Here is a 26,111-nt window from a genome sequence, read left to right on the forward strand (position 1 = left end):
CCTCGGTACGATGCTCTCATGTCCGCCACTCCCGAACCGTCCGAAGAAGAGGAGCGCGAGGACTACTCGCTCGAAGCCTGGCAGCAGCACCTGACCGCGATCAACCACGCGATCAGCGCCGACTTCCGCCGTGCGCTGGCCGCGGCCGTGGTCGCCTGCCTCGGTCTCGCACTGACCTGGGCTTCCGGCGGAGTGCTCGGCTCCAACAGCGCCCCCGTGGCGTACTTCCAGCGCTACCACACGGTGGCCACGATCTGCGCGATCGCGGGCGCGGTGGTCTTCTTCGCCTCCGGCGTGACCGCGGTGCGCTCGGCCACCAAGGAGATCCTGAAGGTCGTGCCCTCCAAGGTCGGCGACGACCGGAAGGTGGGCCTGCGCTGGATCTGCCTGGTCGCCGGCTACCTGCTGGTGATCTTCGGCACGCTCGGCGCGCTCAACGTGCCGATCGAGCGGTTGGCCCTCGGCGCCTCGATCACCGGTGTGATCCTGGGCATCGCGGCGCAGCAGTCGCTCAACAACGTCTTCGCCGGGCTGATCCTGCTGGTCGTGCGGCCGGTGACGGTCGGGCAGGAGATCTCGATCCGCTCGGGACCGATCGGCGGCCCGTACACCGGCGAGGTCGTCGACATGACGCTCACGTACGTGCGCTTGGCGACGGCCCGCGGCGAACTGCTGCTGCCGAACTCGACGATCCTGACGGCGGTGATCGGCCCGCCGGGAGCCTTCGACGACCAACCGCCGACGCCGCCGTACTCCGAGCCACCCGCCCCCTCCTCGGCCGAGCCGGTGCTAGCCGCCGAGCTCACGCAGCGCCGCGACTAGCGCGTCGGTCACGCTCCGGTCCCGCACGGCGATGCGTAGCCAGTCGGGGCCGAGGCCGGGGAACGTGTCGGCGCGTCGCACCGCGAAGCCGCGCTCACGCAGCCTGAGCCGCAGCTTGTCGGCACCCTCGATGTGTAAGAGCACGAAGGGCGCACGGGCGTGCTCGCGCGCGGGCAGTGTGGCACCCGGCGATTCCAGCAGCCGCCGCTCCAGATAGAGCCGATCCGCCTCCGCCGCAACTGCCAGCTTCTCCGCCTCGACCTGCGCGCACGGCTCGCTGCACGCGATGGCCGCCGCGAGCGCGGGGCTGGAGACCGACCAGAGCGGCTGTGCTTCGCGCAGCCGGGCGAGCGCGGCCGCGTCGCCCACCGCGTAACCGATGCGCAGACCGGCCAGGCCCCAGGTCTTCGTCAGGCTTCGAAGAACGACGAGGCCGGGCAGCCGGGCCGCGGCGAGGGTTTCGGGCCGGCCGGGGACGGCGTCCATGAAGGCCTCGTCGACGACGAGGGTTCGGCCCGGCCTGGCCAGCGCGGACAGGGCCGCGGCCGGGTGCAGCACGCCGGTCGGATTGGTCGGATTGCCGACGACGACGAGATCGGCGTCCTCCGGCACGAGCGCGGGATCCAGCCGGAATCCGTCCTCGGCCGCGAGAAGCAACCGCTCGACCTTGTGGCCCGCGGCGAGAAGCGCCGCCTCCGGCTCGGTGAACTGCGGATGCACGACCACCGCCCGCCTCGGCCGCAGGGCCCGCGCCAGTAGTACGAACGCCTCCGCCGCTCCCGACGTGAGCAGCACCTCGTCCAGCGGGCGCTCGTGCAGCCGCGCGACCGCCGTTGTGGCATCCGTCGCATCCGGATACGCCGCGAGCTCCGGCAACGTGGCGGCGATCCGGTCCAGCAGCCACCGCGGCGGCCGCGGAATCCGGACATTGACCGCCAGATCGACCAGCCCGGGGCCGACCTCGCGATCGCCGTGATGCCTCAGGTCGGGCGCGTCGGTCATTCGCACATCATGGCGCCCCAGGCCGGGGGCATCCAAGTCAGCCTCCAGTCGCTACGATCCCCGGGTGAGCAAGCAGACCGCCACCACCATGGCCTCCGCCACAGCCCTAGCGGCCGGTCTCCTCGCCGGCTACGCGGCCGACTCGATACTCGCCGACCCGCAGCGCGGGCATCCCGTCGCACTGTTCGGCCGGGCCGCGCGCAAGCTCGAACAGGTCTGCTACGCGGACTCGCGCGCCCGAGGCGTGCTCTACACGGCGGTGTGCGTGGGCGGATCCGCCGCGCTCGGCGTCGCGGTGGACCGGGCGATCGGGCGACGGCGCGGACTCGCCCTGGCCGCGACCGCCACCGCCGCGTGGACGGTGATCGGAGCGAGCTCGCTGCGCCGGGAGGCGGACGCCATCGGGGAGCTGCTCGAGAACGGGGACCTGCCGGGGGCGCGGGAGCGGCTGCCGCGGCTGTGCGGCCGGGACGCGCGCGGGCTGGGCGAAGCGGCGTTGGCGCGAGCGGTCATCGAGTCGGTGGCCGAGAACACGTCGGACGCCGTGGTCGCGCCGCTGTTCTGGGGCGCGGTCGCCGGCACGCCGGGACTGCTGGCGTACCGCGCGGCGAACACGCTGGACGCGATGGTCGGCCACCGCAACGAGCGCTACCGCAACTTCGGCTGGGCCTCGGCGCGACTCGACGACGTGCTGAACCTCGCGCCCGCACGGCTGACCGGGCTGCTCACGGTCGCCGCCGCGCCGACCGTGGGCGGGCTGCGGCAGCAGACCTGGCAGGTGCTGCGGCACGACGCGCGCAGCCACCCGAGCCCGAACGCCGGGCACTGCGAGGCCTCGGCTGCCGGCGCGCTCGGGCTGCGGCTCGGCGGGCAGAACGTGTACGGCTCGCGGGTGGAGGAGCGTCCGCAGCTCGGCAACGGCCGGGCTCCGCGCGGCTTCGACATCGCCCGGGCGAACAGGCTCTCGAAGGCGGTCGGCACCAGCGCGGCCGTGCTGCTGGCGGCGGGCGCGGTGCTCGGACGCAGGGGTCTGCGGCATGGCTGAGCGCGTTCGAGGCAGCCTGCTGGTGGCGGGCACGACCTCCGACGCCGGCAAGTCCGTGGTGACGGCCGGAATCTGCCGCTGGCTCGCGCGGCAGGGCGTCTCCGTCGCGCCCTTCAAGGCGCAGAACATGTCCAACAACTCGGCCGTTTGCGTGAATCCGGTCACCGGTGAGGGTGCCGAGATCGGCCGTGCGCAGGCGATGCAGGCGGCCGCCGCGGGCGTCACGCCGGACCCGCGGATGAACCCGGTGCTGCTCAAGCCGGGCTCCGACCGCAGCAGCCAGGTCGTGCTGCTGGGCCGTCCGTACGCCGAAGCGGACGCGCTCTCCTACCAGGAGTTGAAGCGCGAGCTGCGCGCGCACGTGCTGGACGCGTACGACTCGCTGCGTGCCGAGTACGACGTCGTGATCTGCGAAGGCGCGGGTTCGCCGACCGAGATCAACCTGCGCGAGGGCGACCTCGCGAACCTCGGCCTGGCCCGCGCCCGCGAGCTCGCGACCGTCGTCGTCGGGGACATCGACCGCGGCGGCGTGTTCGCGGCCTTCCACGGGACCGTCGCGCTGCTCGAACCCGAGGACCAAGCCCTGATCTCAGCGTTCGTCATCAACCGCTTCCGCGGCGATCCGGCACTCCTCGATCCGGCGCTGAAGATGATCCACGAGCTCAGCGGACGACCGACGCTCGGCGTCCTGCCGTACCTGCGAGACCTGTGGATCGACGCCGAGGACTCGCTCACGCTGGAAGCCGCGGGTCCGATCGCCGCGCAACCGCCGCTGCCGGGTGCCGCGCCGCTGAGCGTGACCGTCGTGCATCTGCCGCGCGTGTCGAACTTCACCGATGTGGACGCGCTGCGCCTCGAACCAGGGGTCGAAGTCTCGTTCACCACGTCCCCGCGCGGCATCGCTGAGGCCGACCTCGTGCTGATCCCCGGCACCAAGTCCACCGTCGCCGACCTGGAGTGGCTCAGGGCTCGAGGCATCGCGGACGCGATCCTCGCCCGGCACGCCAAGGGCGGCGCGATCCTCGGCGTCTGCGGCGGCTACCAGATGCTCGGCCACGCCATCGAGGACGAGGTCGAGAGCGGCGCCGGCCACGTCGAGGGCCTCGGCCTGCTGCCGGTGCGCACCACGTTCGCGCAACGCAAAACACTGGCTCGCCCGACCGGCCACGCCCTCGGCGCGCCGATCACCACGGCGTACGAGATCCACCACGGCCTCGTCGAGGCGTTCGGCGGCGAGCCCTTCATGACAGAGTCCGCCGACCCCGCCTCGGCCGCCCTGGACGGCTGCCGCTCCGGGCGCGTCCTCGGCACCCTGTGGCACGGCGCGCTCGAATCAGACGCCTTCCGTACCGCGTTGCTGGAGTGGGTCGCCGGCCCGCGCCCGCGTTCCGGTGCGGAGTTCGCCGCCGCCCGAACGGCCCAGTACGACCGCCTCGCCGACGCGGTCGACGAATACGTGGACACCGCCGCCCTGCTGCGGCTCATCGAGCACGGCCCGACCCCCGGGCTCGCCCTGCTGCCGCCCGGATCGGCGCGTCGGTCCAACAATCGCTTCAGGTGGATCTGATGGGATCTCATAAGTACATGAAGATTCGTACAGGCCGAAACCACTAGACCGGTTTCGGCGTTGTACCGACCGGGCGGCGCGGGCACGCGGGGCGACAAACGAAGAAAGACGAGGGGTACGTGGGCGACTTCGGCAGCCGGCCGAGCCTGATCGCAGGGTTCGTACTGGCCATCCTCGGCACCCTTGGCGCGGCCTCGTGGTCGCTGGCCGTCGGCGGGCGCGGCTATCAGCCCGGCCACACGGTCACCGCCGCCGATCCGCGGGGCGAGCCGGCGGCGGTGACGGAGCTCGTGCAGACGGCGTCGAGCCGCTTCGTCTACCCGGGCAGGCTGAACCTGGACTGGCCGTCCTCGGGCAGCGCGGCGATCGAGGTCGAGGGGATGGGGCTGCTCGGGCACAGCGGCAGCATGACCGCGCGGCGGGCCATCGCGAGCATCGCGAAGACGATGACCGCGTACGTGATCCTCCGGGACCATCCGCTGACCGCGACCTCCTCGGGCCCGACGATCACGCTCAGCAAGGCCATGGCGGAGACGTACTCCGCGGCGATCGCCGCGGACGAGTCGGCCGTCGAGACGGACCCCGGGGAGCGGATCACCGAGCGGCAGGCCCTGGAGGCGCTGCTGCTCGCCTCGGCCGGGAACATGGCCGACATCCTCGCCATGTGGGACAGGGGCTCGGTCGGCGCGTTCCTGACCGAGATGAACCAGGAGGCGCGCACCCTCGGCCTGACCGGGACGAACTACACCGACCCGGCCGGGCTCGCGTACAGCACCGTCTCCACGATGGCCGACCTGCTCAAGCTGGCGGAGGCGGTGCAGCCCGCCCCGGCGATGACCACGATCGTCGCCGAGGACAGCGCGGTGATCCCGGTGGCCGGCACGATCTACAACGTGAACCGGGACCTCGGCTCGTACGGCATCGACGGGATCAAGACCGGCACCACGGCGGCCGCCGGATCCTGCCTGCTGTTCTCCGCGCACATCACGGTCGGCTCGCACCGGCTGACCATCCTCGGCGTCGTGCTCGGCATGCCCGGCTCGAGCGGCGTGCCGTACACCGCGCTGAACGCCGCGAAGGCGCTGGTGGCGAGCGCGGAGTCGCAGATAGGGCAGGCGACGGTCGCACCGACCGGGCGCTCCGTGGCCGCACTGGAGCAGGACGGAACGAAGGTCGCCGAGCTGGGCGTGGCCGACGGGCTGGCGGTCGTCGGCTGGCCCGGGCTCGACTATCGGGTGCGGATCGGCGGCGGCCCCTCCGCGGCCACCCTCGGCGTCACCCAGACGGGCGGATCCTCGCCGAGTGTGAGCATCCCGCTGCTCAGGCTCGCCACCCGCTCGACGGCGGCCCGCAAGGCCACGGCCAAGCGGCTGATGAGAGGCTGAACCGGGGCGTAGACGGCCCGCGGTGGGGCACGTGTGGTACCGACGGGCGCCCGGGTGGTGCCGGTAAGGAGCGCAACTCCGGGGTCGGCTACCATCAACGGTGTTTCACGATCAGAACACGCCCTGTGCCGGGGCGCACCGAAGGGGGTGGATGCGGGTGAGCATGTTGGCCGTCCGGCGCCGACCGACCCAGCGTCAGATCGTGCTCGTCGCGCTCGTCGCGCTGGTATTCGTGGTGAGTCTGCTCACCTACCAGAAAGGTTCGCTGAACTTCGGCGTATACCGACTCGACCTGGACGTCTACCGCGTGGGCGCGCAGGCATGGATGCACGGCAAGGCGCTCTACGGCCCGCTGCCGCCGATCACGAACGGGATGCTCGAACCGTTCACCTACCCGCCGATCTCGGCCGTGGTGATGGCGCCGCTCGCGATGCTGTCGACCACCGCGGCCGGCGTGGTGATGACGGCGGTCAGCCTCAGCCTGTTCATCTGCGTGCTCGCGCTGTTCCTGCGCGCGGCGAAGCTGGCCACGGGCCGCGGCTCGTGGAAGCTCGCCGCGGCGATGCTGCCGCTGGCCGTACTGGTCGAGCCGGTTCGCACGACGCTGGCGTACGGGCAGATCAACATCGTGCTGATGGCGCTGGTGGCCTTCGACTGCCTGCTGCCGAGCACCTGGTTCACCATCCGCGGCCGCAGGGTCGGCTGGCCCCGCGGCGCCCTCACCGGCGTCGCCGCGGCGCTGAAGCTCACGCCGCTGGTCTTCCTGCTCTACTTCGTGGCACGCCGGGACTGGCGCGGCTGCCTGAGCGCCCTGGGCGGCTTCTTCGTCACCACGGCGCTCGGCTTCGTCTTCTGCGCGCACGATTCGCGGCAGTACTGGACGTCCACGGTCTTCGACACGAGCCGTATAGGCCTGCACGACTTCTCCAGCAACCAGTCGATCTCGGGCGTCCTGTTCCGCGCCCACCTGACCGGCACCACCGAGAACCTGGTCTGGCTCGCCTGCTGCGCGGTCATCGGGCTGGCCGCGATCGTGGCCCTGTTCAAGACCGCCAAGCAGGGCAAGCCGGTCACGCTCGTCGCGCTGGCCGCGTGCACGGAACTGCTGGTCTCGCCGGTCTCCTGGTCGCACCACTGGGTCTGGGCCTCGCCCGTGCTCATGTGCGCCCTCGTCAAGGGCTGGCGGCTGCGGCCGACCCAGGGCTGGCGCTACTTCGCCGGTGCCGTGGCCGTCACCGCCGTGTTCCTCTCCGAGCCGCAGATGTGGTTCCCGCACCAGGACAACCTCGAGCTCGGCTGGGGCTGGTGGGAGCAGATCATCGGCAGCGCGTACGTCTGGGTGGGCCTGGTGACGCTGCTCATCTTCGCCCTCCGCCGGGGCCGCCCGGCGGCGCGGGCCGACGGCCGCGATCCGGGCTCCGCCGTCGAGCCCCGCCCCCGTGCGGACCAGCCCGCCGCGGACGCCCGCGATCAGGCCGCGATGGAGCGGCTCACCAAGGAGGCCTCGGCGGGAGTCGGATTCCCCCGCCGCTGCTGACCGAGCCGGACCCCGTACACACGCGCAAAGGCGCCCGGCCCTCGATCGAGGGCCGGGCGCCTTTGCGCGTTGCGGTCGCCGCCTTGCGGTCGGTCCTGGTGCTACTTGCTCGCGGGCTCGGACTCGACCTCGTCCGCCTCGACGTCCACCGAGTCGGCGTGCCGCGTGGGCTCCGGCACCACCACAGAGGCGGCTGCGGAGGCCGCAGCGGGCTCGGTGGCGGACTTGTCGGCCGAGGAGCCGCCGCGGGAGATCAGGGCGCGCAGGCGGGGCGGCAGGAAGGGTCCGTCGACGGTGGAGACCCACAGGTCGTGGAAGCCGAAGTAGGTCGCGAGCACGAGCAGCAGGTCGCGCAGGCAGACGACGAGCGTGACGACCAGGTGGGCGTGCAGCAGGTCCTGGAAGGCGAAGGGGAACTCGTACTGGGTCAGCGGGAGGCAGATCAGCACGAGGAGCGAACTGCGGCGCTGGGTCGTGTCCTTGTAGAGCAGGCAGAAGCCGGCGACGGCGAGCAGCCAGATCAGGTACTGCGGGCTGATCACCCGGCTGGTGACGATCATGACCAGGGTGGCGACGAACGTGGCGTCGGCCATCACGGCCGGGCGCCAGTTCTTGCGCCACCACCAGTAGACCATCAGCCCGAAGCCGCAGACCATCGACGCCAGGGCCACGTAGTACATCAGCGAGACGATGTAGTAGATAAGGCCGTGGCCGTCCGCGACGACCTGGTACGAGCCGTAGACGACCTTGGTCGTGACCACGTGGTCGAGGTGCAGCCGCTTGCCGAGCACGAAGGGGATGCCCCAGATCGACTCGATCTCGATGCCGCGGTTGCCCTGGTTCCCGATGAAGCTGAGCGTGCCGCTGAAGAAGATCGACATCACGGCGATCGAGCCGACGACGGAGGCGATGATGGTCGCGATCGCCTGCCAGCCGCGCTTGGCGCGCGGCATGCCGAACACGGCCAGGCCGGGCCAGATCTTGATCGCGGCGCCGAAGCCGATCAGGATGCCGGCCACCCAGCGGCGCTGGTTCAGCTGCCGGCCCTTGCTGCCGTCCGCCAGGACGACGGGCAGGCCCTTGCCGAGCAGCGCGAGCGCGACCACGACGCAGAGCGCCGGGAATACGTCGTAGCGGCCGTACACTATCGGGCCGAGCAGCGGCACGCCGAGGATCCAGTACCAGGGGCCCGACCAGGTGTCGCGGCGGGTCGCGGTCCACACCAGCATCGCGGTGATCACGCAGTCGGCGAGGAAGGTCATCGCCGTGAACCCGGTCAGATAGTGGATCCCGATGGTGTGCGAGAGCCACTCCGGGAAGACCAGGATCGGCGCCAGCAGCGGCGGGTACTGCCACTCGGTGTCGTGCGGGATGTGACCGTAGTACAGCGAGTCCTGCGCCCACTTGAGGTAGATGCTGACGTCGCCGACGCTCTCCTTGCCGTACTTCCCCATGAAGTGCTCGGTCGCGACGAGGTACAGCACGGCCCGGGTCACGAACCAAACGGCCAGCGCCGTGATCACGCGCCGCTTGGTCAACGACATTTTCATCTGGGCCTTCTTCTCCCCGGGGGCGTGGTGGCCGGGACCCTGACGGACCGTCGGGCGCGCAGAGTTCGGTGGCGGACCAGCGGCATCATACGGTTTCCGGCTAAGGTGGGGCCGCCAGTCCAGCGATCTATGACGGAACCGTTCCACGATGTTTATCTTCATTCCACCATCGGAGTCCAAGGCTTTCCCGAGTGACGTCGACCCGGCCGATCTCGGTTCCCTCGCACTTCCGGAGCTCGCGCCGACCCGCGCGGCGCTCCGTGACGCGCTGGTCCGGCTGTGCCGCGGGCCGGCCGGGAAGGCGCTGGAGGCGCTGGGCCTGAGCGAGGGCCAGTCCGCCGAATTGGGACACGATCGGGATATCCGGCGGGCTCCGGCGGGGCCGGCGGCGGACGTGTACACCGGCGTGCTGTACGACGCACTCGATCTGCCTACCTTGCGCCACCGTGGTCTGATCTTGGATCACGTGCTGATCTTCTCCGGGCTGTGGGGCGTCCTGCGGCCGGACGATCGGATCCCGCACTACCGCTGCTCGGCCGGCGTGAAGCTGCCACGGGTCGGCTCGGTGTCGACGGCCTGGCGCAGGGCGCTGCGTGAGCCGCTGGCCGGACACGTCGGCGACGAACTGGTCGTGGACCTCCGCTCCGGCGCGTACGGGGGGCTGTGGGCTCCGGGGTCGAACGCGGTGACCGTCCGGGTGCTGCACGAGCGCGAGGTCGGCGGAGTGGTGAAGCGCACGGTCGTCTCGCACTTCAACAAGGCGACCAAGGGCAGGCTCGCCCGCGCGCTGCTGGAGACGGGTCAGCAGCCGCGCAAGCCGGAGGAGTTCATCGACGTGGTCCGGGAACTGGGCTACGTCGTCGAGAGCGGGCCGGAGAGCGCGAAGCCGGACGCGCCGACCGCGATCGACATCGTGGTGAGCGAGCTCTAGGGTCCGGCTCAGCCGAGGTGCGAGACGTCGTTGACGCAGCGGACGTTGGCGAGGCCGTCGTTGTAGAAGTCGATGACGGTCAGCGAGGCCGGGCTGAGCTCCATCCGGTTCACCGCGGTCAGCGGGGCCCCGAGGGCCTGGCAGACGAGCGCCTTGATCGGGGTGACGTGCGTGGCCACGAGCACGGTCTGCCGCGGATAGCGGGCGAGCATCCGGTCCCTGGCCTCACCGACCCGCCGGGCCAGCGCGGTCACCGTCTCGCCGCCGGGCGGGGCCACGTCCGGGGAACCGAGGAAGGCGGCGAGCTCGGCAGGGTACTGATCGTTCGCCTCGGCGAAGGACAGGCCCTCGAGGCGCCCGAAGTCGAGTTCGAGGAAGCCCGGCTCCGGCAGCACGTCGAGGCCGACCGCCTTGGCCACCGCCTCGGCCGTGGCCGTCGCGCGGCGCAGCGGGGAGGCGACGATCACGTCGATCGGGCCGTAGCGCTCGTCGTTCCGCAGCCGTTCGGCCGCGCGACGCGCCTGCTCGCGGCCCGCGTCGATGAGCTCGGGATCGCCGATGCCCGCGAAGCGCTTCTGCACGGTCAGCGGCGTCACGCCGTGCCGGAGCAGCAGCAGCCGGGTGGGACGGCCGAGATCGGGCGACCAGGCCACCTTGGCGGACGCGGTATCGGTCGACGCGGCACCGGTCGAGGCACCGGTCGGGGCGCCGGTCGCGGCACTCGTCGAGGCACCGGTCGGGGCGGCGGCGGGCGGCGGCGGGGTCCGGGGCTGCCAGACCTGGCCCTTCGCGGCCGCGTCGAGGGCCTGGTTGGCGAGCCGGTCGGCGTGCTTGTTCTGGCTGCGCGGGATCCACGCGTAGCCGACCTGCTCGGGCGGCAGCACGCCGCGGGCGCGGTCGGCGAGCGGCTTGAGGTCAGGGTGCTTGACCTGCCAGCGGCCGGACATCTGCTCGACCACCAGCTTCGAATCCATCCGCACCTCGACCCGCGCGGCGGGGTCGATCGCGGCGGCCGCCTCGAGACCGGCGATCAGGCCGCGGTACTCGGCGACGTTGTTGCTCGCGGTGCCGAGCGCCCCGGCGACCTCGGCGAGCACTTCGCCGGCCGCGTCGCGGACGAGGGCGCCGTACGAGGCGGCGCCGGGGTTGCCGCGGGAGGCGCCGTCCGCCTCGACGATCAGGGTTCGCATGACCGATCCAGAGTGAGCAGAACTCGGAACTTGGAACTCGGGCCTTATGACTCAGAGCCCGGAGTCCGCGGTACGCACCAGGATCCGGCGGCACGAGTCGTGCCGCAGGAGCGTGTCGGGGGACGCCGACTTGGCCGCGTTGACCTCGGCGATGTCCAGCTCGATCTGGCAGGCCTGGCAGCGCCGCCTGACTATCGCCGCCACGGCCACGCCGTCGTACTGGGCGCGCAGCTTGTCGTAGAGGCCGAGCAGCGGGGCCGGGATCTGCTTGACGACGACCTCGCGCTGGCTGCGCGCGAACTCGAGATCCTTGTCCACGCCGGCCTGCTCCTGCGCGAGCGCGTGCGCGGCACGCTCCCGGTCGCCGTCGACCTCGCTGCGGTCGGCGGCCATCTTCGCGGTGCGCGCGGCCGAGGACTCGACCTTCTCCATCACCTCGAGCACCACGTCCTCGAGGTCGGCCTGCCGCCTGGCCAGTGATTCGAGCTCGTGCTGGATGTTCTCCAGGTCCTTCGCGCTGCCGGAGCCGGACTCGAGCATCTTGCGGTCCCGCTCGGCCCGCGCCCGCACCTGGTCCACGTCCGCCTCGGCCTTGGCCTGCTCGCGGGCGAGGTCGGAGTCGGCGGCCGCGGACATGGCGTGCACGTCGCGCAGCTGGCCGAGCTTGGTCTCCAGCGCCTGCAGCGCGCCGAGCTGCGGCAGCGTGCGGCGGCGGTGCGCGAGCTGGTCCAGCTTGGAGTCCAGCGTCTGAAGATCGAGCAGGCGCAACTGGTCGGCGGGCTCGGCATTCACGTGGCGGTGCTCCTCGGCTCGGTTCACGCTCTTCAAATGTCACGGTGCAGGTGCTGCCGTTCTGCCTGCCGTACTGCCAGGGGCTCAGCGGCTGTGCGCGGTCCACGGGTCGGTGACGAGCGTGGAGACTCGCGTCTCTACCGTACCGCCTGCCAACAGCCCCGCGGCCACGGAAAGCCAAGGCCACTCGCTCGCGAAGTGCGCGACGTCCACGAGCGCCGGCCCGCCGCCGAAGCGCGCGTCCTCCATCGCCTCGGACGCCGGGTGGTGGCGCAGGTCCGCGGTGACGTACGCGTCCACGCCGGCCGCGCGCACGGCGGCGAGCAGCTCGCGGTCGTCGCCCGCTCCCCCGCACACCGCCACGCGGCGGATCGGCCGGTCCGGATCGCCCGCGGCGCGCACCCCGGAGGCGGTCGCCGGGAGGGCTCGGGCGACGCGCGCGGTGAACGCGGAGAGCGGTTCGGCCTCGGGCAGCTCGCCGTAGCGGCCGAGACCGAGTCGTCCGGTCGCGTCTGCCGGCAGCGGCAGGATCGGGTCGCCGACGCTCAGTCCGAGCGCCTCGGCGAGCGCGTCCGACACGCCCGGGCGGGCGACGTCCGCGTTGGTGTGAGCGGTCAGCAACGCGCAACCGCCGCGAATAAGACGGTGGACATTTCGCCCCTTGAAGTTCGTGGCCGGAACTCCGTTGACCGCCTTGAGCAGCAGCGGATGGTGCGTGACGAGCAGCTGCGCGCCCCACTCCAGCGCCTCGTTGAGCACCGCGTCCACCGGATCGACGGCGAACAACACCTTGTCCACCTGCGCTCCGGGGTCCCCGCAGACCAGTCCGACGGCGTCCCAGGACTGCGCGTGCGCGGGCGGATAGGCGGCGTCCAGGACGGCGAGGAGCTCGGCGAGTTCGGGCATGGCGACGGAGTCTAACGGCCCGGAGATTCTGCGGTCCGCAGGCGCATCTTGATGAGAAAAATCTTATTTTTCGGTGCGCAGACGGCTATTTCCGCACCGGCCGCACCGCGCTAACGTCATGGCGAACCACCGTTCATCGGGCTCTGACTCCCACTTGGGGCCCAGTAGCCCGCGGTGGCGCTCCCTTCTGTTCCGCCTACCCACAGGAATGGATCGTGAAAGTAAACCTTCGAATACTCGGCATGCTCGTCGCCCCGCTCCCGATCTTCGCGCTCGCCGTACCCGCGGCGAACGCGACGGTCACCCCGGCCGCCAACGGCCGCGTGGTGCTCGCGGACGCGGCGGCCGCGGACATCGCCGGCACCCACGCCACCCGCACCGGTGCCGTCGCCTCGAACGAGAAGATCGGCCTCGAGGTCAGCCTCAACCTGCGGAACAAGTCCCAGCTGGACGCGTTCGTCAGGTCCGTCTCCGACGCCAAGTCGGCGCAGTACAAGCACTACCTCACCGTCCGGCAGTTCGTGGCCGAATACGCCCCGACGCAGGCTCAGATCGACCAGGTCACCTCGTACCTCAAGTCCGAGGGCCTGTCGGTCGGCGCACTGACCGGCAACCACCTGACGGTCGCGGTCGCCGGCACCGCGGCGCAGGTCGAGAAGGCGTTCAACGTCTCGATCAGCACCTACAAGACCGCTACCCAGACCTTCCACGCGAACTCCGCCGCGCCGTCGCTGCCGGCCGGCATCGCGGCGGTGGTCGGCAACGTGTCGGGGATGAACACCGAGGCGCTGCACGTGTCGCTGGCGCACAAGGCGGCCGCGGGCTCCAACGCGGTCACCGCGCACGCCGGCACCACGTTGACGCCGACCACGGCGCGTGAGGCCTACAACCTGAGCACGGACATCTCGACGGACAGCTACAACGGCTCCGGCAAGACGATCGCGCTCGCCGAGTTCTCCGCGTACACCGCGTCGGACGTGGCGAAGTACAACAGCAACTACAGCCTCGGCGTCACCGCGGCCAGCGTGGTCAAGGTGGACGGCGGCACGACCGACACCTCCGGCGAGGACGAGGACGAGCTCGACATCGAGGTGGACTACGCGCTCGCGCCGAAGGCCACCATCAAGGTGTACGAGGCGCCGAACTCCGACGCCGGCGAGGTCGCCCTCTACTCGGCGCTGGCCAGCGCGGACACCACCGCGGTCTCCAGCAGCTGGGGCGAGCCGGAGGCCCAGGAGAACAACCTCTCCTCCGACGACGCCGACTTCGAGGAGATGGCGGCCCAGGGCCAGTCGATGTTCGCGGCCTCCGGTGACTCCGGTGCCGACGACAACGGCTCCAGCCTGTCGGTCGACTACCCGGCCTCCGACACCTACGTCTCCGGCGTCGGCGGCACCACGGTGACCGTCTCCTCCGGAGCGTGGTCCAGCGAGACCGCGTGGTCGGGCAGCGGCGGCGGCATCTCGGTCGAGTTCAAGACGCCGTCCTACCAGACGGCCGTGAACTCCGGCGCCTACCGCGACGTCCCGGACGTGGCCGCGGCCGGTTCCGACTCGAGCCCGTGGCACGTCTACGTCGAGGGCGGCTGGTACAGCGTGTGGGGCACCAGTGCCGCCGCGCCGAACTGGGCCGCGTTCATCGCCGACTACGACACAGCGGCCACCGACCTCGGCGGCGCCAAGTTCGGCTACGTGAACTCGTTCCTCTACCCGATCGGCGAGGGCTCGCTGTACTCCACGGTGATGCACGACGTCACCAGCGGCAGCAACGGCGGGTACAGCGCGGGCACCGGCTATGACAAGGTCACCGGCTGGGGCTCGTACAACGGCGGCAAGTTCATCGCCGACAAGCTGTAAGCGGTAAGCACTCGAGACAAGGGCGGGCACGGTTCCCAGGGAGCCGCGCCCGCCCCCTCGTCTCCAGCGCTTCTAGAGGTGCGCGCCGCCGAGGTACCCGCCGCCGCTGAGCCGGGCGACGCCCTCCTCGGAGATCTTCTTGAGCCGGAAGGCGAAGAAGATGAGCACGACGCCGACGACAGCCCGCAGGCCGTAGTAGAGCATCAGCTCGTGATCGTGGTTGATCGCGTCCTGCACGGAGTTCACGTTGTTGCTGTTCGTCGTCGCCTGCAGGAAGACCGACAACAGGATCGAGACCAACCAGGTGCCGCGGAAGTACCTGTAGCCGGCCCGGTTGAACACCGCGCGGCGGGCACCGACGGAGCCGAGCGTGCGGTTGAGCGAGCGCTGCCAGACACCGATCGCGACCAGCGTGCCCAGGAAGACGACCAACGCGAGCACCGACACCGTCGAGATCGCGTTGTCATCGCTCTGCGCCTGGTTGAGCTGATCCTGCGTCACGTTGGTGAGGTCGACCGAGTTGAGGAACGAGACCTCGTTGTTGACGACGAAGACCTCGATCAGGCTGACCAGCACATAGAGCACGCCGAGCGCCATCACGACGATCGGCAGTGTCCTGTTCAGCGGCGCCGCCGGCTGGAACACCGGTTGCGGGGCCACCCCCGGAATCCCCGCGCCCACCGTGTTCGCCCCGCCCTGGGGCAGCGCCCAGGGGTCTATCTCAGACATCTCGTCCCTCCCGATGAAACCCGAAACTACTGAGAACCAAAGGGCTCCATGGTGGGGCAGGGCGAGGCGAACGTCAACGCCTTACGCGTCGCGCTACGCGTTCCGCTTGGCGCGCAGCAGGAACGGGACCACCGCGGCACCGAGGCCGAGCACGCCGCAGACGATGAACGCGGTCTGGTACGCGCCGGCGGTCGGCAGCGACATCCCGGCCAGCGGGGTGTGCGCGAGCAGCGCGGCGCTGATCGTCTTCGAGCTCAGAATCACTCCGGCGACCGCGGTGCCCACCGCGCCGCCGACCGTCCGCAGCACGGCGTTGACGCTGTTGGCGATGCCGGCCTGCTCGGGCGGTACCGCGCCGTTGATGTAGGCCGGCATCGCGGCGTACGCGAGACCGATACCGAGGCCCATCACCCCGGAGGCCGCGTACACGTCGCCCTGGCTGCCGTGCTGGAAGCCGAGGAACAGCAGCGCCGCGCCGGCCAGCAGCCCGCCGAGCGCCATCGGCAGCTTCGGTCCGGTGGTCCGGATCATCCGGGCGCCGATCGGGGCGCCGAGGAAGGAGCCGATCGCCGAGGGCAGCAGCAGGATGCCGGAGTGCAGGATCGTCGCACCGAAGCCGTAGCCGACCAGGCTCGGGGTCTGGGTGAAGTCGGCGAGCATGGTGAACGAGGCGTACATGACGAAGCCGACGCAGAACCCGGAGATGTTCGGCACGGCCACCGCGGGCTTGGCCAGCACCCGCACGTCGACCAGCGGGTGCTTGGTGCGCAGCTCGACGAAGACCCACAGCAGCAGGCCGAGCACGGCACCGGTGAACAGGGCTATGACGGCGGCCGAGCCCCAGCCCCAGGTCTCGCCCTCGGACAGCGCGAGAAGCAGGGCGCTGAGCCAGACGCCGAGCAGGGTGGTGCCGAGCGGGTCCATGCCGCCGTCGCGGTCCTCGACCGGGTCGTGCTTGATCGCGGCGAGCACGGCGACGAGCGCGACGACACCGAGGATCAGGCCCATCAGGAAGACCGTCTGGTAGGTCCAGTGCTGCATCAGCCAGCCGGTGGCGACCATGGCCAGGCCGGAGCCGACGCCGAGCGAGGCGGAGACGAGGGAGACCGCGCCGGTGACCTTCTCCCGCGGCAGTTCGTCCCGGATGACGGCGATGGCCAGCGGCAGGATTCCGCCGCCGAGGCCCTGCAGCACGCGGGCGATCAGCAGCACCGTCCAGCTGTGCACGGAGAAGGCGAGCGCCGAGCCGAGCACGAGGCCGCCGACCGAGAGCACGAGCACCCACTTGCGCCCGTAGAGGTCGCCCATCCGGCCGAGCAGCGGCGTGAGCACGGCGGCGGCCAGCAGGTTCGCGGTCATCACCCAGGCGACCGTGGCCGTGGTCAGGTGATACGCCGACGCCAGGGTCGGCAGGATCGGCACCACCGAGGTCTGCACGACGGTGAAGGCCAGCATCGCCAGCACCAGCGCGGTGAGGATGAGGCCAGGCTTCGCGCCCCGCACGGGCACGGCCGGGGAGGCGGCCGGCGCCACGCGGCGCTCGGGCACGGTCGCGGTCATCTTCGTTCCTTCGCGTTCGGGTAGGTTGCTTCAGCAACAGAAAGGTTCAGCAGCTGAAGTAACCCTAGGGGGCAGAAGCGCGGGCCGTCAAATATTTCAGTTCCTTAACCTTTGAGCTACTCTGGAGTCATGACCCGCCGCGACCCGCTCGACCTCGAGGTGATCACCGCCCTCGGGGAGCTGACCACGCGCTTCTTCGCGGACTACGACGCCGCCGCCGGTGTGCACGGCCTCTCCGGCGCCCAGGCGCGGCTGCTCGCCCTGGTGGTGACCGAGCCGCGGCCGATGAGCAGGCTGGCCGTCGGGCTGCGCTGCGAGCCCTCGAACGTGACCGGCCTGGTGGACCGGCTGGAGAAGCGCGGCCTGGTGGAGCGGCGCGTCGCCGCGCAGGACCGCCGGGTCAAGCTGATCGCGCCGACCGACGCGGGAACCGAACTGTCCGCGCGGGTCTGGGCCGATCTGAACTTCGCCGCCGAGCCGCTGCGCGGACTCGAGCACCCGGAGCGGCTCCAGTTGCGCGACCTGCTCAGGAAGATGAGCCCGAACAGGGCCGACTGAGCGATCTCGGCTACCGGACGGCCTAATGTGGGCCTGCCGAACGGACTAATCATAGTTTTCCGGACATGGACGGCTGGAACGTGACGGTCGATCAGTGTCTCGGCCTCGGCCGAAAAAGTTCGGAGGATTTCCATGACCCGCACCCTCGTGCGCCGACTGGCCACCGCCGGCGGCGCGCTCGGCATCGCCCTGGCCGTCGCGGCCGGCCCGGCCGCGGCGTCGGCCGCGCCCGCACCGGCGTCGAAGGTGACCGCCGTCGTGCACGCCGACGACGATCACGACAAGGCCCCCTGCCCGCACCGCGGTCTGCTCGGCGACGTGATCGTCGACGTGGTCCACATCGTCGGCGACCTGCTCGGCGGCCTGCTCTAGCGCCTCCCCGAGTCGCCCCCTCGCGGAGGGCCGCGCGCGATCGCCGCGGCACTGCGCACGAAACGTCCAGGCCGCACGCCTGGGCCCGCACGCGTCCCCCGTTCCCTGGCGAAATCCGTCCGGGGCGGGGGTTCGCGCGTCCGGGGGTGCGGCGCCCTCGCCCCTCCCGCACCGCGATCCGTCACCCCGATGGGTGATCTCGCTCCGGCCGGCGAGCGCCGGGACTGATTAGTTACCGGCTGGTAGTATCTGCGAACGATAGGATCGGCGAGCGTCAGGGCCGCCACGTGGCGCGCCGGAGGGCGACGGGTAGCGAGGAGCCGGGCGTGACACGAGGTGCCGCGTTCGACGCCGAAGCGCTGCGGATCGCGCTGCTCTGCTATCGGGGCAATCCCTACTCCGGCGGCCAGGGCGTCTACACCAGGAATCTCGCCCGCGAACTCGTCGCGCTGGGCCACACCGTCGAGGTCTTCGCCGGGCAGCCCTATCCCGCGCTGAACGAGGGCGTGCGCTTCACGCCGGTCCCCAGCCTCGACCTCTACCGCGAGCCTGACCCGTTCCGCACCCCGAGGCTGCGCGAGTACCGCGACCTGATCGACCTGCTCGAGGTCGGCACGATGTGGACCGCGGGCTTCCCCGAGCCGAACACCTTCTCGCTGCGCGCCGCCCGGCTGCTGGCCCGGCGGCGGGCCGAGTTCGACCTCGTACACGACAACCAGTGCCTCGGCTACGGACTGCTGCGGCTGCCGCGGCTCGGGCTGCCGACGATCGCCACCATCCACCACCCGATCCAGGTGGACCGCGCGCTCGACCTCGCGGCGGCGACCGGCCTCAAGCGGATCACCACCCGCCGCTGGTACGGGTTCACCCGGATGCAGGGCCGGGTCGCCCGCCGGCTGCCCGAGGTCATCACCGTCTCCTCCAGTTCCGCGGCGCAGATCAGCGAGCACTACGGGGTGCTCCCGGAGCGGATCAGCACGATTCCGATAGGCACGGACGTGCGCCGGTTCAGCCCGGATCCGGCGGTGCCCAAGGTGCCCGGACGGATCGTCACCACCGCCAGCGCCGACTCCCCGCTCAAGGGCCTCGGTGTGCTGGTCGAGGCCTTCGCCAAGGTGTGCGCGGAGCACGACCACGCCGAGCTGACCGTGATCGGCAGGCCGAAGCCGGGCGGCGCGGTGGAGCGGGCGATCGAGCGGTACGGGCTCACCGGACGGGTGCGCTTCGTGTCCGGGCTGAGCGAGGAAGAGCTCGTCGACACGCTGCGCTCCGCGGAGATCGGCTGCGTGCCCTCGCTGTACGAGGGCTTCTCGCTGCCGTCCGTGGAGGCGATGGCGGTCGGCCTGCCGCTGGTCTCGACGACCGGCGGCGCGATCCCCGAGGTCGCGGGCGTGCACGGGGAGACGACGCTCGCGGTGCCGCCGGGGGACGCGGAGGCGCTGGCCGCGGCGCTGTCGAAGCTGTTGGGCGACCCGGATCTGCGGGCGGTGCTGGGCGCGGCGGCCCGGGAGCGCGCCGTCACCCGGTTCACCTGGCGGGCCGCGGCGATCGCCACCGCCGAGCGCTACCGCGCAACGCTGGAGATGGAGAAGGCATGCTGACCGTCGACTTCGACCGCTTCCCGATCGTCCCCGGGGAACGGGTGCTCGATCTCGGCGCGGGCGCGGGCCGGCACTCCTTCGCGCTGCTGCGCAAGGGGGCGCACGTCGTCGCGCTCGACTATTCGATGTCGGAGATGGAGTCGGTCGGCGGAATGTTCGCGGCGATGCGCGAGGCCGGGGAGGTGCCGGCGGGCGCGACGTCGCTCGCCGTGCGCGGGGACGCGTACAGGCTGCCGTTTGCGGACGCGAGCTTCGACAAGGTGGTCGCGGCCGAGGTGCTCGAGCACCTGCCGGACGACGCACGCGCGTTCGCGGAGCTCGAGCGGGTGCTCAAGCCGGGCGGCAAGCTCGCGGTGACCGTGCCGCGCTGGTTGCCCGAGCGGGTCTGCTGGGCGCTGTCCGACGCGTACCACGAGGTCGAGGGCGGGCACGTGCGCATCTACAAGCGCTCGCAGATCATGGCTCGGCTGCGCGAGGTGAAACTCGCCCCCTACGCCTCGCACCACGCGCACGCCTTGCACGCGCCGTACTGGTGGCTCAAGTGCGCGGTCGGGGTGGACAACGACGCTTCGAAGCTCGTGCAGAGCTACCACAAGCTGCTGGTCTGGGACATCATGAAGGGCCCGAAGACCACGCGCGTCAGCGAGACGGTGCTCAACCCGATACTCGGCAAAAGCCTGGTCGTCTACGCGAACAAGCGCCCGTGAACGCGCAGATCCTGGCGCGCGCCGGGATCCTGGACCTTCCCCAGGTCGAGCGCACGGCGGCCGCGATCGCCGGGATCCAGCGCCCGGACGGCTCGATCCCGTGGTTCCACGGAGACAAGACCGACCCGTGGGACCACGTCGAATCCGCGATGGCGCTGGACACCGTCGGCCGCACCGGCGCCGCGGAATACGCCTACCGCTGGCTGGCGGACCGCCAGAACTCCGACGGTTCCTGGTACGCGAACTACACCGACACCCCCGACGGCGCGGCCGAACCCTCGGACAAGACCAAGGATGCGAACTTCACCGCGTACCTGGCCGTCGGCGCCTACCACCACTGGCTGATCACCCGGGACGACGCGTTCCTGACCGCACTGTGGCCCACCGTGAGCCAAGCGGTCGAGTTCGTACTCACCCTCCAACGCACCGACGGCGCGATCCGCTGGAACCCTGACACCAACGAGGCGCTGCTGACCGGCTGCAGCTCGATCTACCAGGCACTGCGCTGCGCGATCGCGATCGCCCGGCACATCGGCGAACTACGGCTCGCCGCGCAGTGGACCGACGCCGCACTCCGGCTCGGCCACACAGTCGCCTCCGCAGGCGGCTTCGCCGGCCAACCGGCATCAGAGGTCTTCGCCGCCAAACACCGCTACTCGATGGACTGGTACTACCCCGTCCTCGGCACCGCGCTGCGCGGCCCGGCCGCCGAAGCACGCCTGAACTCCGGCTGGGACCAGTTCGTCGTCCCCGGCCTCGGCACCCGCTGCGTCGACGACCGGCCCTGGGTCACCGGAGGCGAAACCTTCGAACTCTGCATCGCCCTGTGGGCCATCGGACACACCCACCGAGCCCGCCGACTCCTAACCGACGCCGCCCACCTCCGCGACCGGGACGGCCTCTACTGGACCGGCTACGTCTACCCCGACTACGCCATCTGGCCCGAGGAAAAGACCTCCTGGACCGCAGGCTCCCTCGTGCTCGCACTCGCCGTACTAGGCGGCGAACCAGCAACCCGCACGGTCTTCGACGGCCAGGCTCTCCCCGCGGGCCTACCGGGCGTCGCGCGACGCACCGACGCCCCGGATCGGCGGACCGACGCCCTAGGACTCCTGACAAGCTGAGGCCACCCCGGTCACTCGGCGGGCCGGGTGTCAGCACTCAAGGCCATTCGCCGGCACAACGCTGCCAGGGGGAGTTCGACGAGTGCTGCCATGGCGATCGAGACCGGCAGTTCGCTGCTCGGGCTGGCGGGGTTAACGGGACCGGCGTGTTGAGAGCATCGCGAACTGCTTGAGCGCGTTCAGCGTGTCCTCGGGAGTGAGCGCGTCCACTGAGATGCGGTCCATCACCCGCGCGTACTGCTCGACGTCCTCGGGCCGGTCGAGGTACTGAGCGCCCGTCAGGTGCTCGAGGTAGACGACGTCGGGCAGCTCCTGCTCGGCGAAGCGCAGCATGGCGAAGGCGCCGCCCTCGGCCGCGTGCGCGCCGACCGAGAAGGGCAACAGCTGGATCGTGACGTTCGGCTGGTCGGCCTTCTCGATCAGGTACTCGATCTGCGGCTGCATGGACTCCACGCCGCCCATCGGCCGGCGCAGCGCCGCCTCGTCCAGCACGGCCCAGAACACCGGCGCGCCCGGACGGTTCAGTACGTCCTGGCGGCGCACGCGCACCTCCACCCGGCGGTCCACCTCGTCCTGGCTCAGGCTGCGGTTCGCGCGCACCACGGAGCGCACGTACTCAGGGCACTGCAAGAGCCCGGGGATGTACTGCACCTCGTACGTACGCACGATCGAGGCCGCGGTCTCCAGACCGACGAAGGCCTCGAACCAGTTGGGCAGGGACTCGCTGTAGGTGTGCCACCAGCCGAGCGAGTTCGCCTCGTTGACGAGGTTGAGGATCTGCTCGCGTTCCTTGTCGTCGGTCACGCCGTAGAGGGTGAGCAGGTCGGCGACGTCGCGTTCCTTGAACGAGACCTTGCCCGTCTCCATCCGGCTGATCTTCGACTCGGTGCCGCGGATGTGGTACCCCGCCTCCTTCATGGAGACGCCTTGAGCCTCGCGCAACTTGCGCAGCACCGTTCCGAGCAGGATCCGGCGCACGGTGGAACTGTCGCCCGCGCCGTCCATGCGTCTTACTTCTCCCGCCCTCGAGTGCCTGTGCCCGCAAGTTTGCCACCTGGTCAGGGCTATTTGAAGAGGCTTTGCCGAAGATGCCGTACACAGGCTCGCATCGGCGCTACGATGCATGTGCATCGGCACAAGCTTCATCGGCATTTGCATCGACGCTTGCAATCTGGAGGGAACAGGCGAATGCTGATACAGACGCCGATCGTCCGGGCCCTGCCCGGGATCCCGCGCAATTGCACCGCCTGCAACACCGGACCCGACGACCCGTCACCCGCAACGGGGGCGAGCGGCGGGCCCCAGGAATGGCCCTCGACCTCTACGGATGCATCCATGGCGCTCGCGACGTCCGCAGACACCTGCGGAGCGGTTCTCCCGGCCGACATTGTACGCACCGCGGCCTTCCGGCTCGACCCGGTCCCCGAGTCGGCCGGACGCGCACGGCGGTCCGCTCGCACGATGCTGACCGACTGGCGCCTCACGCACCTGGTCGAGGACGTCGACCTGGTGGTATCCGAGCTGGTCACCAACGCCCTGCTGCACACCGGCGCGGTCGACTGCGGCGACAACAAGATCCGGCTCGAGCTGGACCTGAACGGCCGCCGGCTGACCTGCCGGGTGGTGGACTGCAGCCCGCTGCCGCCGATGCCCGAGGAGGCCGCCGACACCGCCGAGTCGGGCCGCGGCCTGGTCCTGGTCGAGGCGCTGGCCGCGGAGTGGGACTGGGAGGACCTGCCGGACGGCAAGGCCGTCTGGGCGGCATTCGACCTCTGAGTCGCACCGTTGCACCCGGAATCCGGGCCCTGAGTCTCTGCTCGCCGCCCGCCGGCCGCACGGCGATATCCGCGCGGCCGTCATCGTGATTCGCACTTTGATATAGGCATTCTCAGGCGCACTCACTCTTTCGTGCGCCCCCATACGCGCCCCCATGTGCACCGGAAACTGCAGGCGTATTTGCAGATTCTTTAGCCGATGCACGTGCATCGGCATCGGCATCGGCGCTATGGTCCAAGAGCAGGGAAACAGCAGCACTCGAAGATCAGCGAAGAGAACAGTGAGGAGCCCATCCATGCCCTACACACCAGCGAACGGGACCGCGGCGACCGAGCTCGTCGGCGCTTCCTGGCGTAAGAGCAGCTACAGCAACTCCCAGGGAAACTGCGTCGAGTTCGCCGCGCTGCCGGACGGCAGCGTCGCCATGCGCAACTCGCGCGACCCGCAGGGTCCGGCCCTGGTCTACACCCGGGCGGAGATCTCCGCCCTGCTCGCCGGCGCCAAGGACGGCGAGTTCGACGACCTGGCCTGACGCTATCCAGACGGCTGCACAAGCCGCCCCAGACAGGCTTGCCCCGCTCCTGGACCGCCGGAGCGGGGCAAGCCGCTTTGCCCCGCAGTATTCGAGCACGTATACGTGTGGCGCGCCGTGCAATTTGCATCGCGAAGACTGTTCCCCGGCGGGCTCTGACGAATTATCATGTCAGGACACAGGTGCAGGCGGTGGCCCCGGCACCGCGCTGCCCGGGAGGCGTAGATGACGGGATCCCCCGAATCCGAGTTCGAGAGCGTCCAGCCCCCGCCCGCGGCGGACTGGTCGATGTCCATCGCCGCGGACTGGGACCCGCCGGAGATCGATCCGACGGTGCCGCACCCGTTCCGCATGTACAACTACCTGATCGGCGGCAAGGACAACTACCAGGCCGACCGGGACGCGGTCGCGGTGCTGCTCAAGGCCAGGCCGGACGCGGTGATCAGCGCCCGCGCCGTGGAGGCCTTCAGCCGCCGCGTGGTGCGCTATCTCGCGGGTGCGGGCATCACCCAGTTCCTGCAGCTGGGCACGGCGATCACGGTGGCCAACAGCCACGACCAGATCGCCCAGGACGTCGACCCGACCTGCCGCTTCGTGTACGTGGCCGACGACCCGATCACCCTGGCGCACGCCCGCGCCCTGCTGGTCGGCCGGCCCGGCAGCGATGTGACCGTGGTGGCGGGCGACTTCCGTGAGCCGCGCTGGGTGCTGACCGACCCGAAGGTCGTCGGGCACCTCGAGCTCGACCGCCCGGTCGGCGTGCTGCTGTTCGGAATGCTCGACTACATCAGGGATCCCGCGGACGTGAAGGTCGCGCTGGGCACGCTGATGGACTGGCTGCCGCCGGGCAGCATGGTCGCCTTCCAGCACGTGCAGGAGGTGGGCGTGCCGGAGATCGACGAGGGCGTGCACCTGCTGTCCGCGCAGGAGAAGCTGGGCCTGACGCCGCGCTCCGAGGAGCAGGTCGCGGAGCTCCTCGGCGACTTCGGGCACATGCTCATCGAGCCCGGCCTGGTTCAGTTGCCGTTGTGGCGCCGCGAGGACGCCCCGCCCGAGGAACCGACCTGGGACGACGGCCCGGGCCCGGAGATGGCCGAGCGCGCGGCGACTCTCGGCGGCGTGCTGTACAAGAAGAACGCGTAAGGCGGTCGTCGTGCGGGTGCCCTGACGCCACGTCGGTTATTCGTCAGCGGCGCCGCAGCAGCCGCAGCGAGCCCTCGCCCTCGATCTCCTCGAAGTCCCCGGATTCCAGCGCCCGCAGGTAGATCCGGTACGGCGCCTGCCCGCCGTCCGCGGGATCCGGGAAGACGTCGTGGATCGCCAGCACTCCGCCGGCCGCCAGTTTCGGCGCCCAGCCCTCGTAGTCGGTCCGCGCCGCCTCGTCCGTGTGCCCGCCGTCGATGAACACGAATCCGGCGGTGCCGTGCCACAGCCGCGCGACGTCGCCCGAACGCCCGACGACCAGGACGACGGAATCCTCCACCCCGGCCAGCGCGATCGAGCGCCGCGCCAACGGCAGCGTGTCGATCAGCCCGACGGCCAGGTCGACGAGCTCCGGATCGTGGTACTCCCAGCCCGGCTGGTGCTCCTCCGAGCCCCGGTGGTGGTCCACCGTCAGCAGCATCCGTCCGCCCGCGCGCGCCGCCCCCGCGAGCAGGATCGCGGACTTCCCCTGGTACGTGCCGATCTCCACCAGGTCGCCGACCGCCGCACCCGCCGCGGCCGCCGCGTAGAGCGCCCGCGCCTCCTCGTGCGGCATGAAGCCGGGCGTCTCGACGAAGGCCTTCCACAGGATCGGATCGATGTCCGGCGCGCGCCAGGACTGCTGCTGCATTTGCATCGGCGAGGGCATGACCCCACCTTTTCACAGCAATCGTCGTACTGCGTAGTCAGGGCAGAACCGATACGGTGCTGGCATGGGAGAGATCATCCTGCTGCGCCACGGCGAGACCGAGTGGTCCAGGGACGGTCGGCACACCGGCCGCACCGACCTGCCGCTGACCGACCAGGGCCGCGACCAGGCCGTCGCCGCGGGCAGGCTGCTCGCCCAGGAGGGCGTCCGAATCGCCGCCGCCTGGTCCAGCCCCGCCCAGCGCGCCCAGGAGACCGCCAAGCTGGCGGGCGTGAGCCTGGACGGCGTCGACGCGGACCTGTGGGAGTGGGACTACGGCGGCTACGAGGGGATGACCACCGCGCAGATCCAGCAGGCCCGGCCCGGCTGGTACCTCTGGCACGACGGCGTCATCCCCGGCGGCCCCGACGGCTTCCCCGGCGAGGCGGTAGAGCACGTCGGCGAACGCTGCGACCGCGTCATCGCCCGCGTCCTGCCCCTGGTCCAGGGCGCGCAGGCGCTGGACGGCGACGTCGCCCTCGTGGCCCACGGCCACCTGCTGCGCATCCTCGCCGCCCGCTGGATCGGCCTGCCCGCCCGCGAAGGCAGCAGACTGAAGCTGGACACCGCGTCCGTCTCCCGCCTCGGCTTCGAACACGACGTCCCCGTACTGAGCCGCTGGAACGAAGTCCCGCGCTAAGGGCTGAGGCCTGCGACGTCGTCCCGCCTCCCGTGATC

25 protein-coding genes are annotated in these 26,111 nt (G+C 70.9%); 16 read left to right on the top strand and 9 right to left on the bottom strand.

Features of this window, described 5'->3' with window-relative positions:
- Positions 1 to 18: 18 nt before the first annotated feature.
- A complete protein-coding gene (locus VG296_RS22650; protein WP_325568812.1) occupies positions 19 to 822 on the top strand; it encodes a mechanosensitive ion channel family protein in 804 nt (267 codons plus the stop codon).
- On the opposite strand, the gene cobC is transcribed toward VG296_RS22650, so the two are convergent.
- Positions 790 to 1,824, bottom strand: coding sequence for an Rv2231c family pyridoxal phosphate-dependent protein CobC (gene cobC, locus VG296_RS22655; RefSeq protein WP_325568814.1), 1,035 nt, complete (start codon positions 1,822 to 1,824; stop codon positions 790 to 792). The two genes, VG296_RS22650 and cobC, sit on opposite strands and share 33 nt — an antisense overlap.
- 88 nt (positions 1,825 to 1,912) lie before the next feature.
- Between cobC and VG296_RS22660 the strand changes: the two genes are divergently transcribed.
- The 4 genes from VG296_RS22660 to VG296_RS22675 all read left to right on the top strand — a co-directional run bounded on the left by VG296_RS22660 (position 1,913) and on the right by VG296_RS22675 (position 7,358).
- Positions 1,913 to 2,869, top strand: coding sequence for a cobalamin biosynthesis protein (locus tag VG296_RS22660; protein ID WP_349259664.1), 957 nt, complete (start codon positions 1,913 to 1,915; stop codon positions 2,867 to 2,869).
- Positions 2,862 to 4,436, top strand: a complete 1,575-nt coding sequence (locus VG296_RS22665; RefSeq protein WP_325568818.1) for a cobyric acid synthase — start codon at positions 2,862 to 2,864, stop codon at positions 4,434 to 4,436. The genes VG296_RS22660 and VG296_RS22665 overlap by 8 nt, the downstream gene beginning before the upstream one ends.
- A gap of 119 nt (positions 4,437 to 4,555) precedes the next feature.
- Entirely contained in the window at positions 4,556 to 5,821 is a 1,266-nt protein-coding gene (locus VG296_RS22670) for a hypothetical protein (RefSeq protein ID WP_325568819.1), read from the top strand.
- A gap of 163 nt (positions 5,822 to 5,984) precedes the next feature.
- Complete coding sequence (locus tag VG296_RS22675) at positions 5,985 to 7,358, top strand: glycosyltransferase 87 family protein (protein ID WP_325568887.1); 1,374 nt, start codon at positions 5,985 to 5,987, stop codon at positions 7,356 to 7,358.
- A gap of 101 nt (positions 7,359 to 7,459) precedes the next feature.
- Here the strand turns inward: VG296_RS22675 and VG296_RS22680 are convergent, their stop codons facing one another.
- Positions 7,460 to 8,908 carry a glycosyltransferase family 87 protein gene (locus VG296_RS22680; protein ID WP_325568821.1) on the bottom strand — a complete coding sequence of 483 codons (1,449 nt, stop codon included), beginning with the start codon at positions 8,906 to 8,908 and terminating at the stop codon, positions 7,460 to 7,462.
- A 148-nt stretch (positions 8,909 to 9,056) separates the two neighbouring features.
- Here VG296_RS22680 and VG296_RS22685 point away from each other — a divergent pair, with 148 nt between their 5' ends.
- Complete coding sequence (locus VG296_RS22685; RefSeq protein WP_325568823.1) at positions 9,057 to 9,839, top strand: peroxide stress protein YaaA; 783 nt, start codon at positions 9,057 to 9,059, stop codon at positions 9,837 to 9,839.
- Positions 9,840 to 9,847: 8 nt separating this feature from the next.
- Here VG296_RS22685 and VG296_RS22690 read toward each other — a convergent pair whose 3' ends face one another.
- From VG296_RS22690 to VG296_RS22700, 3 genes are all read right to left on the bottom strand, one after another.
- Positions 9,848 to 11,029, bottom strand: a complete 1,182-nt coding sequence (locus VG296_RS22690) for a bifunctional RNase H/acid phosphatase (protein WP_325568825.1) — start codon at positions 11,027 to 11,029, stop codon at positions 9,848 to 9,850.
- A gap of 51 nt (positions 11,030 to 11,080) precedes the next feature.
- Positions 11,081 to 11,821 (bottom strand): zinc ribbon domain-containing protein, encoded by a 741-nt coding sequence (locus VG296_RS22695; RefSeq protein ID WP_325568826.1) that lies wholly within the window; start codon positions 11,819 to 11,821, stop codon positions 11,081 to 11,083.
- Positions 11,822 to 11,905: 84 nt separating this feature from the next.
- On the bottom strand, positions 11,906 to 12,727 hold the full coding sequence (locus VG296_RS22700) for a Nif3-like dinuclear metal center hexameric protein (RefSeq protein WP_325568828.1): 822 nt from the start codon (positions 12,725 to 12,727) through the stop codon (positions 11,906 to 11,908).
- A 215-nt stretch (positions 12,728 to 12,942) separates the two neighbouring features.
- Here VG296_RS22700 and VG296_RS22705 point away from each other — a divergent pair, with 215 nt between their 5' ends.
- Complete coding sequence (locus VG296_RS22705) at positions 12,943 to 14,583, top strand: S53 family peptidase (RefSeq protein ID WP_325568830.1); 1,641 nt, start codon at positions 12,943 to 12,945, stop codon at positions 14,581 to 14,583.
- A 72-nt stretch (positions 14,584 to 14,655) separates the two neighbouring features.
- Here VG296_RS22705 and VG296_RS22710 read toward each other — a convergent pair whose 3' ends face one another.
- Complete coding sequence (locus VG296_RS22710; RefSeq protein ID WP_325568832.1) at positions 14,656 to 15,312, bottom strand: hypothetical protein; 657 nt, start codon at positions 15,310 to 15,312, stop codon at positions 14,656 to 14,658.
- 93 nt (positions 15,313 to 15,405) lie between these two features.
- Positions 15,406 to 16,872, bottom strand: coding sequence for an MFS transporter (locus VG296_RS22715; protein WP_325568834.1), 1,467 nt, complete (start codon positions 16,870 to 16,872; stop codon positions 15,406 to 15,408).
- Positions 16,873 to 17,001: 129 nt separating this feature from the next.
- Here VG296_RS22715 and VG296_RS22720 point away from each other — a divergent pair, with 129 nt between their 5' ends.
- The 5 genes from VG296_RS22720 (at position 17,002) to VG296_RS22740 (ending at position 21,234) form a co-directional block, all read left to right on the top strand.
- The gene (locus tag VG296_RS22720) at positions 17,002 to 17,430 is read left to right on the top strand and encodes a MarR family winged helix-turn-helix transcriptional regulator (RefSeq protein ID WP_325568836.1); all 429 of its coding nucleotides are present in this window, start codon (positions 17,002 to 17,004) and stop codon (positions 17,428 to 17,430) included.
- A 132-nt stretch (positions 17,431 to 17,562) separates the two neighbouring features.
- Positions 17,563 to 17,802, top strand: coding sequence for a hypothetical protein (locus tag VG296_RS22725; protein ID WP_325568838.1), 240 nt, complete (start codon positions 17,563 to 17,565; stop codon positions 17,800 to 17,802).
- Positions 17,803 to 18,128: 326 nt separating this feature from the next.
- The gene (locus VG296_RS22730; protein ID WP_325568840.1) at positions 18,129 to 19,403 is read left to right on the top strand and encodes a glycosyltransferase family 4 protein; all 1,275 of its coding nucleotides are present in this window, start codon (positions 18,129 to 18,131) and stop codon (positions 19,401 to 19,403) included.
- Positions 19,397 to 20,110, top strand: coding sequence for a class I SAM-dependent methyltransferase (locus VG296_RS22735; RefSeq protein WP_325568842.1), 714 nt, complete (start codon positions 19,397 to 19,399; stop codon positions 20,108 to 20,110). Before VG296_RS22730 ends, VG296_RS22735 begins: the two co-directional genes overlap by 7 nt.
- A complete protein-coding gene (locus VG296_RS22740; RefSeq protein ID WP_325568844.1) occupies positions 20,107 to 21,234 on the top strand; it encodes a prenyltransferase in 1,128 nt (375 codons plus the stop codon). The genes VG296_RS22735 and VG296_RS22740 overlap by 4 nt, the downstream gene beginning before the upstream one ends.
- Positions 21,235 to 21,366: 132 nt before the next feature.
- Here the strand turns inward: VG296_RS22740 and VG296_RS22745 are convergent, their stop codons facing one another.
- Complete coding sequence (locus tag VG296_RS22745) at positions 21,367 to 22,239, bottom strand: helix-turn-helix transcriptional regulator (RefSeq protein ID WP_325568846.1); 873 nt, start codon at positions 22,237 to 22,239, stop codon at positions 21,367 to 21,369.
- 330 nt (positions 22,240 to 22,569) lie between these two features.
- On the opposite strand from VG296_RS22745, the gene VG296_RS22750 reads away from it, so the two are divergent.
- The 3 genes from VG296_RS22750 (at position 22,570) to VG296_RS22760 (ending at position 24,685) form a co-directional block, all read left to right on the top strand.
- Positions 22,570 to 23,010 carry an ATP-binding protein gene (locus tag VG296_RS22750; RefSeq protein WP_325568848.1) on the top strand — a complete coding sequence of 147 codons (441 nt, stop codon included), beginning with the start codon at positions 22,570 to 22,572 and terminating at the stop codon, positions 23,008 to 23,010.
- 295 nt (positions 23,011 to 23,305) lie between these two features.
- The gene (locus VG296_RS22755; RefSeq protein WP_325568850.1) at positions 23,306 to 23,542 is read left to right on the top strand and encodes a DUF397 domain-containing protein; all 237 of its coding nucleotides are present in this window, start codon (positions 23,306 to 23,308) and stop codon (positions 23,540 to 23,542) included.
- Between the two features lie 225 nt (positions 23,543 to 23,767).
- Positions 23,768 to 24,685 carry an SAM-dependent methyltransferase gene (locus tag VG296_RS22760; protein WP_325568852.1) on the top strand — a complete coding sequence of 306 codons (918 nt, stop codon included), beginning with the start codon at positions 23,768 to 23,770 and terminating at the stop codon, positions 24,683 to 24,685.
- 43 nt (positions 24,686 to 24,728) lie between these two features.
- Here the strand turns inward: VG296_RS22760 and VG296_RS22765 are convergent, their stop codons facing one another.
- Entirely contained in the window at positions 24,729 to 25,376 is a 648-nt protein-coding gene (locus VG296_RS22765) for a class I SAM-dependent methyltransferase (protein WP_414641126.1), read from the bottom strand.
- Between the two features lie 82 nt (positions 25,377 to 25,458).
- Here VG296_RS22765 and VG296_RS22770 point away from each other — a divergent pair, with 82 nt between their 5' ends.
- On the top strand, positions 25,459 to 26,073 hold the full coding sequence (locus VG296_RS22770; RefSeq protein WP_325568856.1) for a histidine phosphatase family protein: 615 nt from the start codon (positions 25,459 to 25,461) through the stop codon (positions 26,071 to 26,073).
- Positions 26,074 to 26,111 lie beyond the last annotated feature (38 nt).

This window comes from Actinospica sp. (assembly GCF_035552695.1).
In the GTDB taxonomy this organism is placed as follows: Bacteria; Actinomycetota; Actinomycetes; order Streptomycetales; family Catenulisporaceae; genus Actinospica.

What these genes read in the sequence shown, in the direction of transcription:
- VG296_RS22650 (WP_325568812.1), top strand. Translation starts at nt 19, where the DNA reads ATGTCCGCCACTCCCGAACCGTCCGAAGAAGAGGAGCGCGAGGACTAC.
- cobC (WP_325568814.1), bottom strand. Translation starts at nt 1,824, where the DNA reads ATGACCGACGCGCCCGACCTGAGGCATCACGGCGATCGCGAGGTCGGC.
- VG296_RS22660 (WP_349259664.1), top strand. Translation starts at nt 1,913, where the DNA reads ATGGCCTCCGCCACAGCCCTAGCGGCCGGTCTCCTCGCCGGCTACGCG.
- VG296_RS22665 (WP_325568818.1), top strand. Translation starts at nt 2,862, where the DNA reads ATGGCTGAGCGCGTTCGAGGCAGCCTGCTGGTGGCGGGCACGACCTCC.
- VG296_RS22675 (WP_325568887.1), top strand. Translation starts at nt 5,985, where the DNA reads ATGTTGGCCGTCCGGCGCCGACCGACCCAGCGTCAGATCGTGCTCGTC.
- VG296_RS22680 (WP_325568821.1), bottom strand. Translation starts at nt 8,908, where the DNA reads ATGAAAATGTCGTTGACCAAGCGGCGCGTGATCACGGCGCTGGCCGTT.
- VG296_RS22685 (WP_325568823.1), top strand. Translation starts at nt 9,057, where the DNA reads ATGTTTATCTTCATTCCACCATCGGAGTCCAAGGCTTTCCCGAGTGAC.
- VG296_RS22690 (WP_325568825.1), bottom strand. Translation starts at nt 11,029, where the DNA reads ATGCGAACCCTGATCGTCGAGGCGGACGGCGCCTCCCGCGGCAACCCC.
- VG296_RS22700 (WP_325568828.1), bottom strand. Translation starts at nt 12,727, where the DNA reads ATGCCCGAACTCGCCGAGCTCCTCGCCGTCCTGGACGCCGCCTATCCG.
- VG296_RS22710 (WP_325568832.1), bottom strand. Translation starts at nt 15,312, where the DNA reads ATGTCTGAGATAGACCCCTGGGCGCTGCCCCAGGGCGGGGCGAACACG.
- VG296_RS22715 (WP_325568834.1), bottom strand. Translation starts at nt 16,872, where the DNA reads ATGACCGCGACCGTGCCCGAGCGCCGCGTGGCGCCGGCCGCCTCCCCG.
- VG296_RS22720 (WP_325568836.1), top strand. Translation starts at nt 17,002, where the DNA reads ATGACCCGCCGCGACCCGCTCGACCTCGAGGTGATCACCGCCCTCGGG.
- VG296_RS22725 (WP_325568838.1), top strand. Translation starts at nt 17,563, where the DNA reads ATGACCCGCACCCTCGTGCGCCGACTGGCCACCGCCGGCGGCGCGCTC.
- VG296_RS22735 (WP_325568842.1), top strand. Translation starts at nt 19,397, where the DNA reads ATGCTGACCGTCGACTTCGACCGCTTCCCGATCGTCCCCGGGGAACGG.
- VG296_RS22745 (WP_325568846.1), bottom strand. Translation starts at nt 22,239, where the DNA reads ATGGACGGCGCGGGCGACAGTTCCACCGTGCGCCGGATCCTGCTCGGA.
- VG296_RS22750 (WP_325568848.1), top strand. Translation starts at nt 22,570, where the DNA reads ATGGCGCTCGCGACGTCCGCAGACACCTGCGGAGCGGTTCTCCCGGCC.
- VG296_RS22755 (WP_325568850.1), top strand. Translation starts at nt 23,306, where the DNA reads ATGCCCTACACACCAGCGAACGGGACCGCGGCGACCGAGCTCGTCGGC.
- VG296_RS22760 (WP_325568852.1), top strand. Translation starts at nt 23,768, where the DNA reads ATGACGGGATCCCCCGAATCCGAGTTCGAGAGCGTCCAGCCCCCGCCC.
- VG296_RS22765 (WP_414641126.1), bottom strand. Translation starts at nt 25,376, where the DNA reads ATGCAGCAGCAGTCCTGGCGCGCGCCGGACATCGATCCGATCCTGTGG.
- VG296_RS22770 (WP_325568856.1), top strand. Translation starts at nt 25,459, where the DNA reads ATGGGAGAGATCATCCTGCTGCGCCACGGCGAGACCGAGTGGTCCAGG.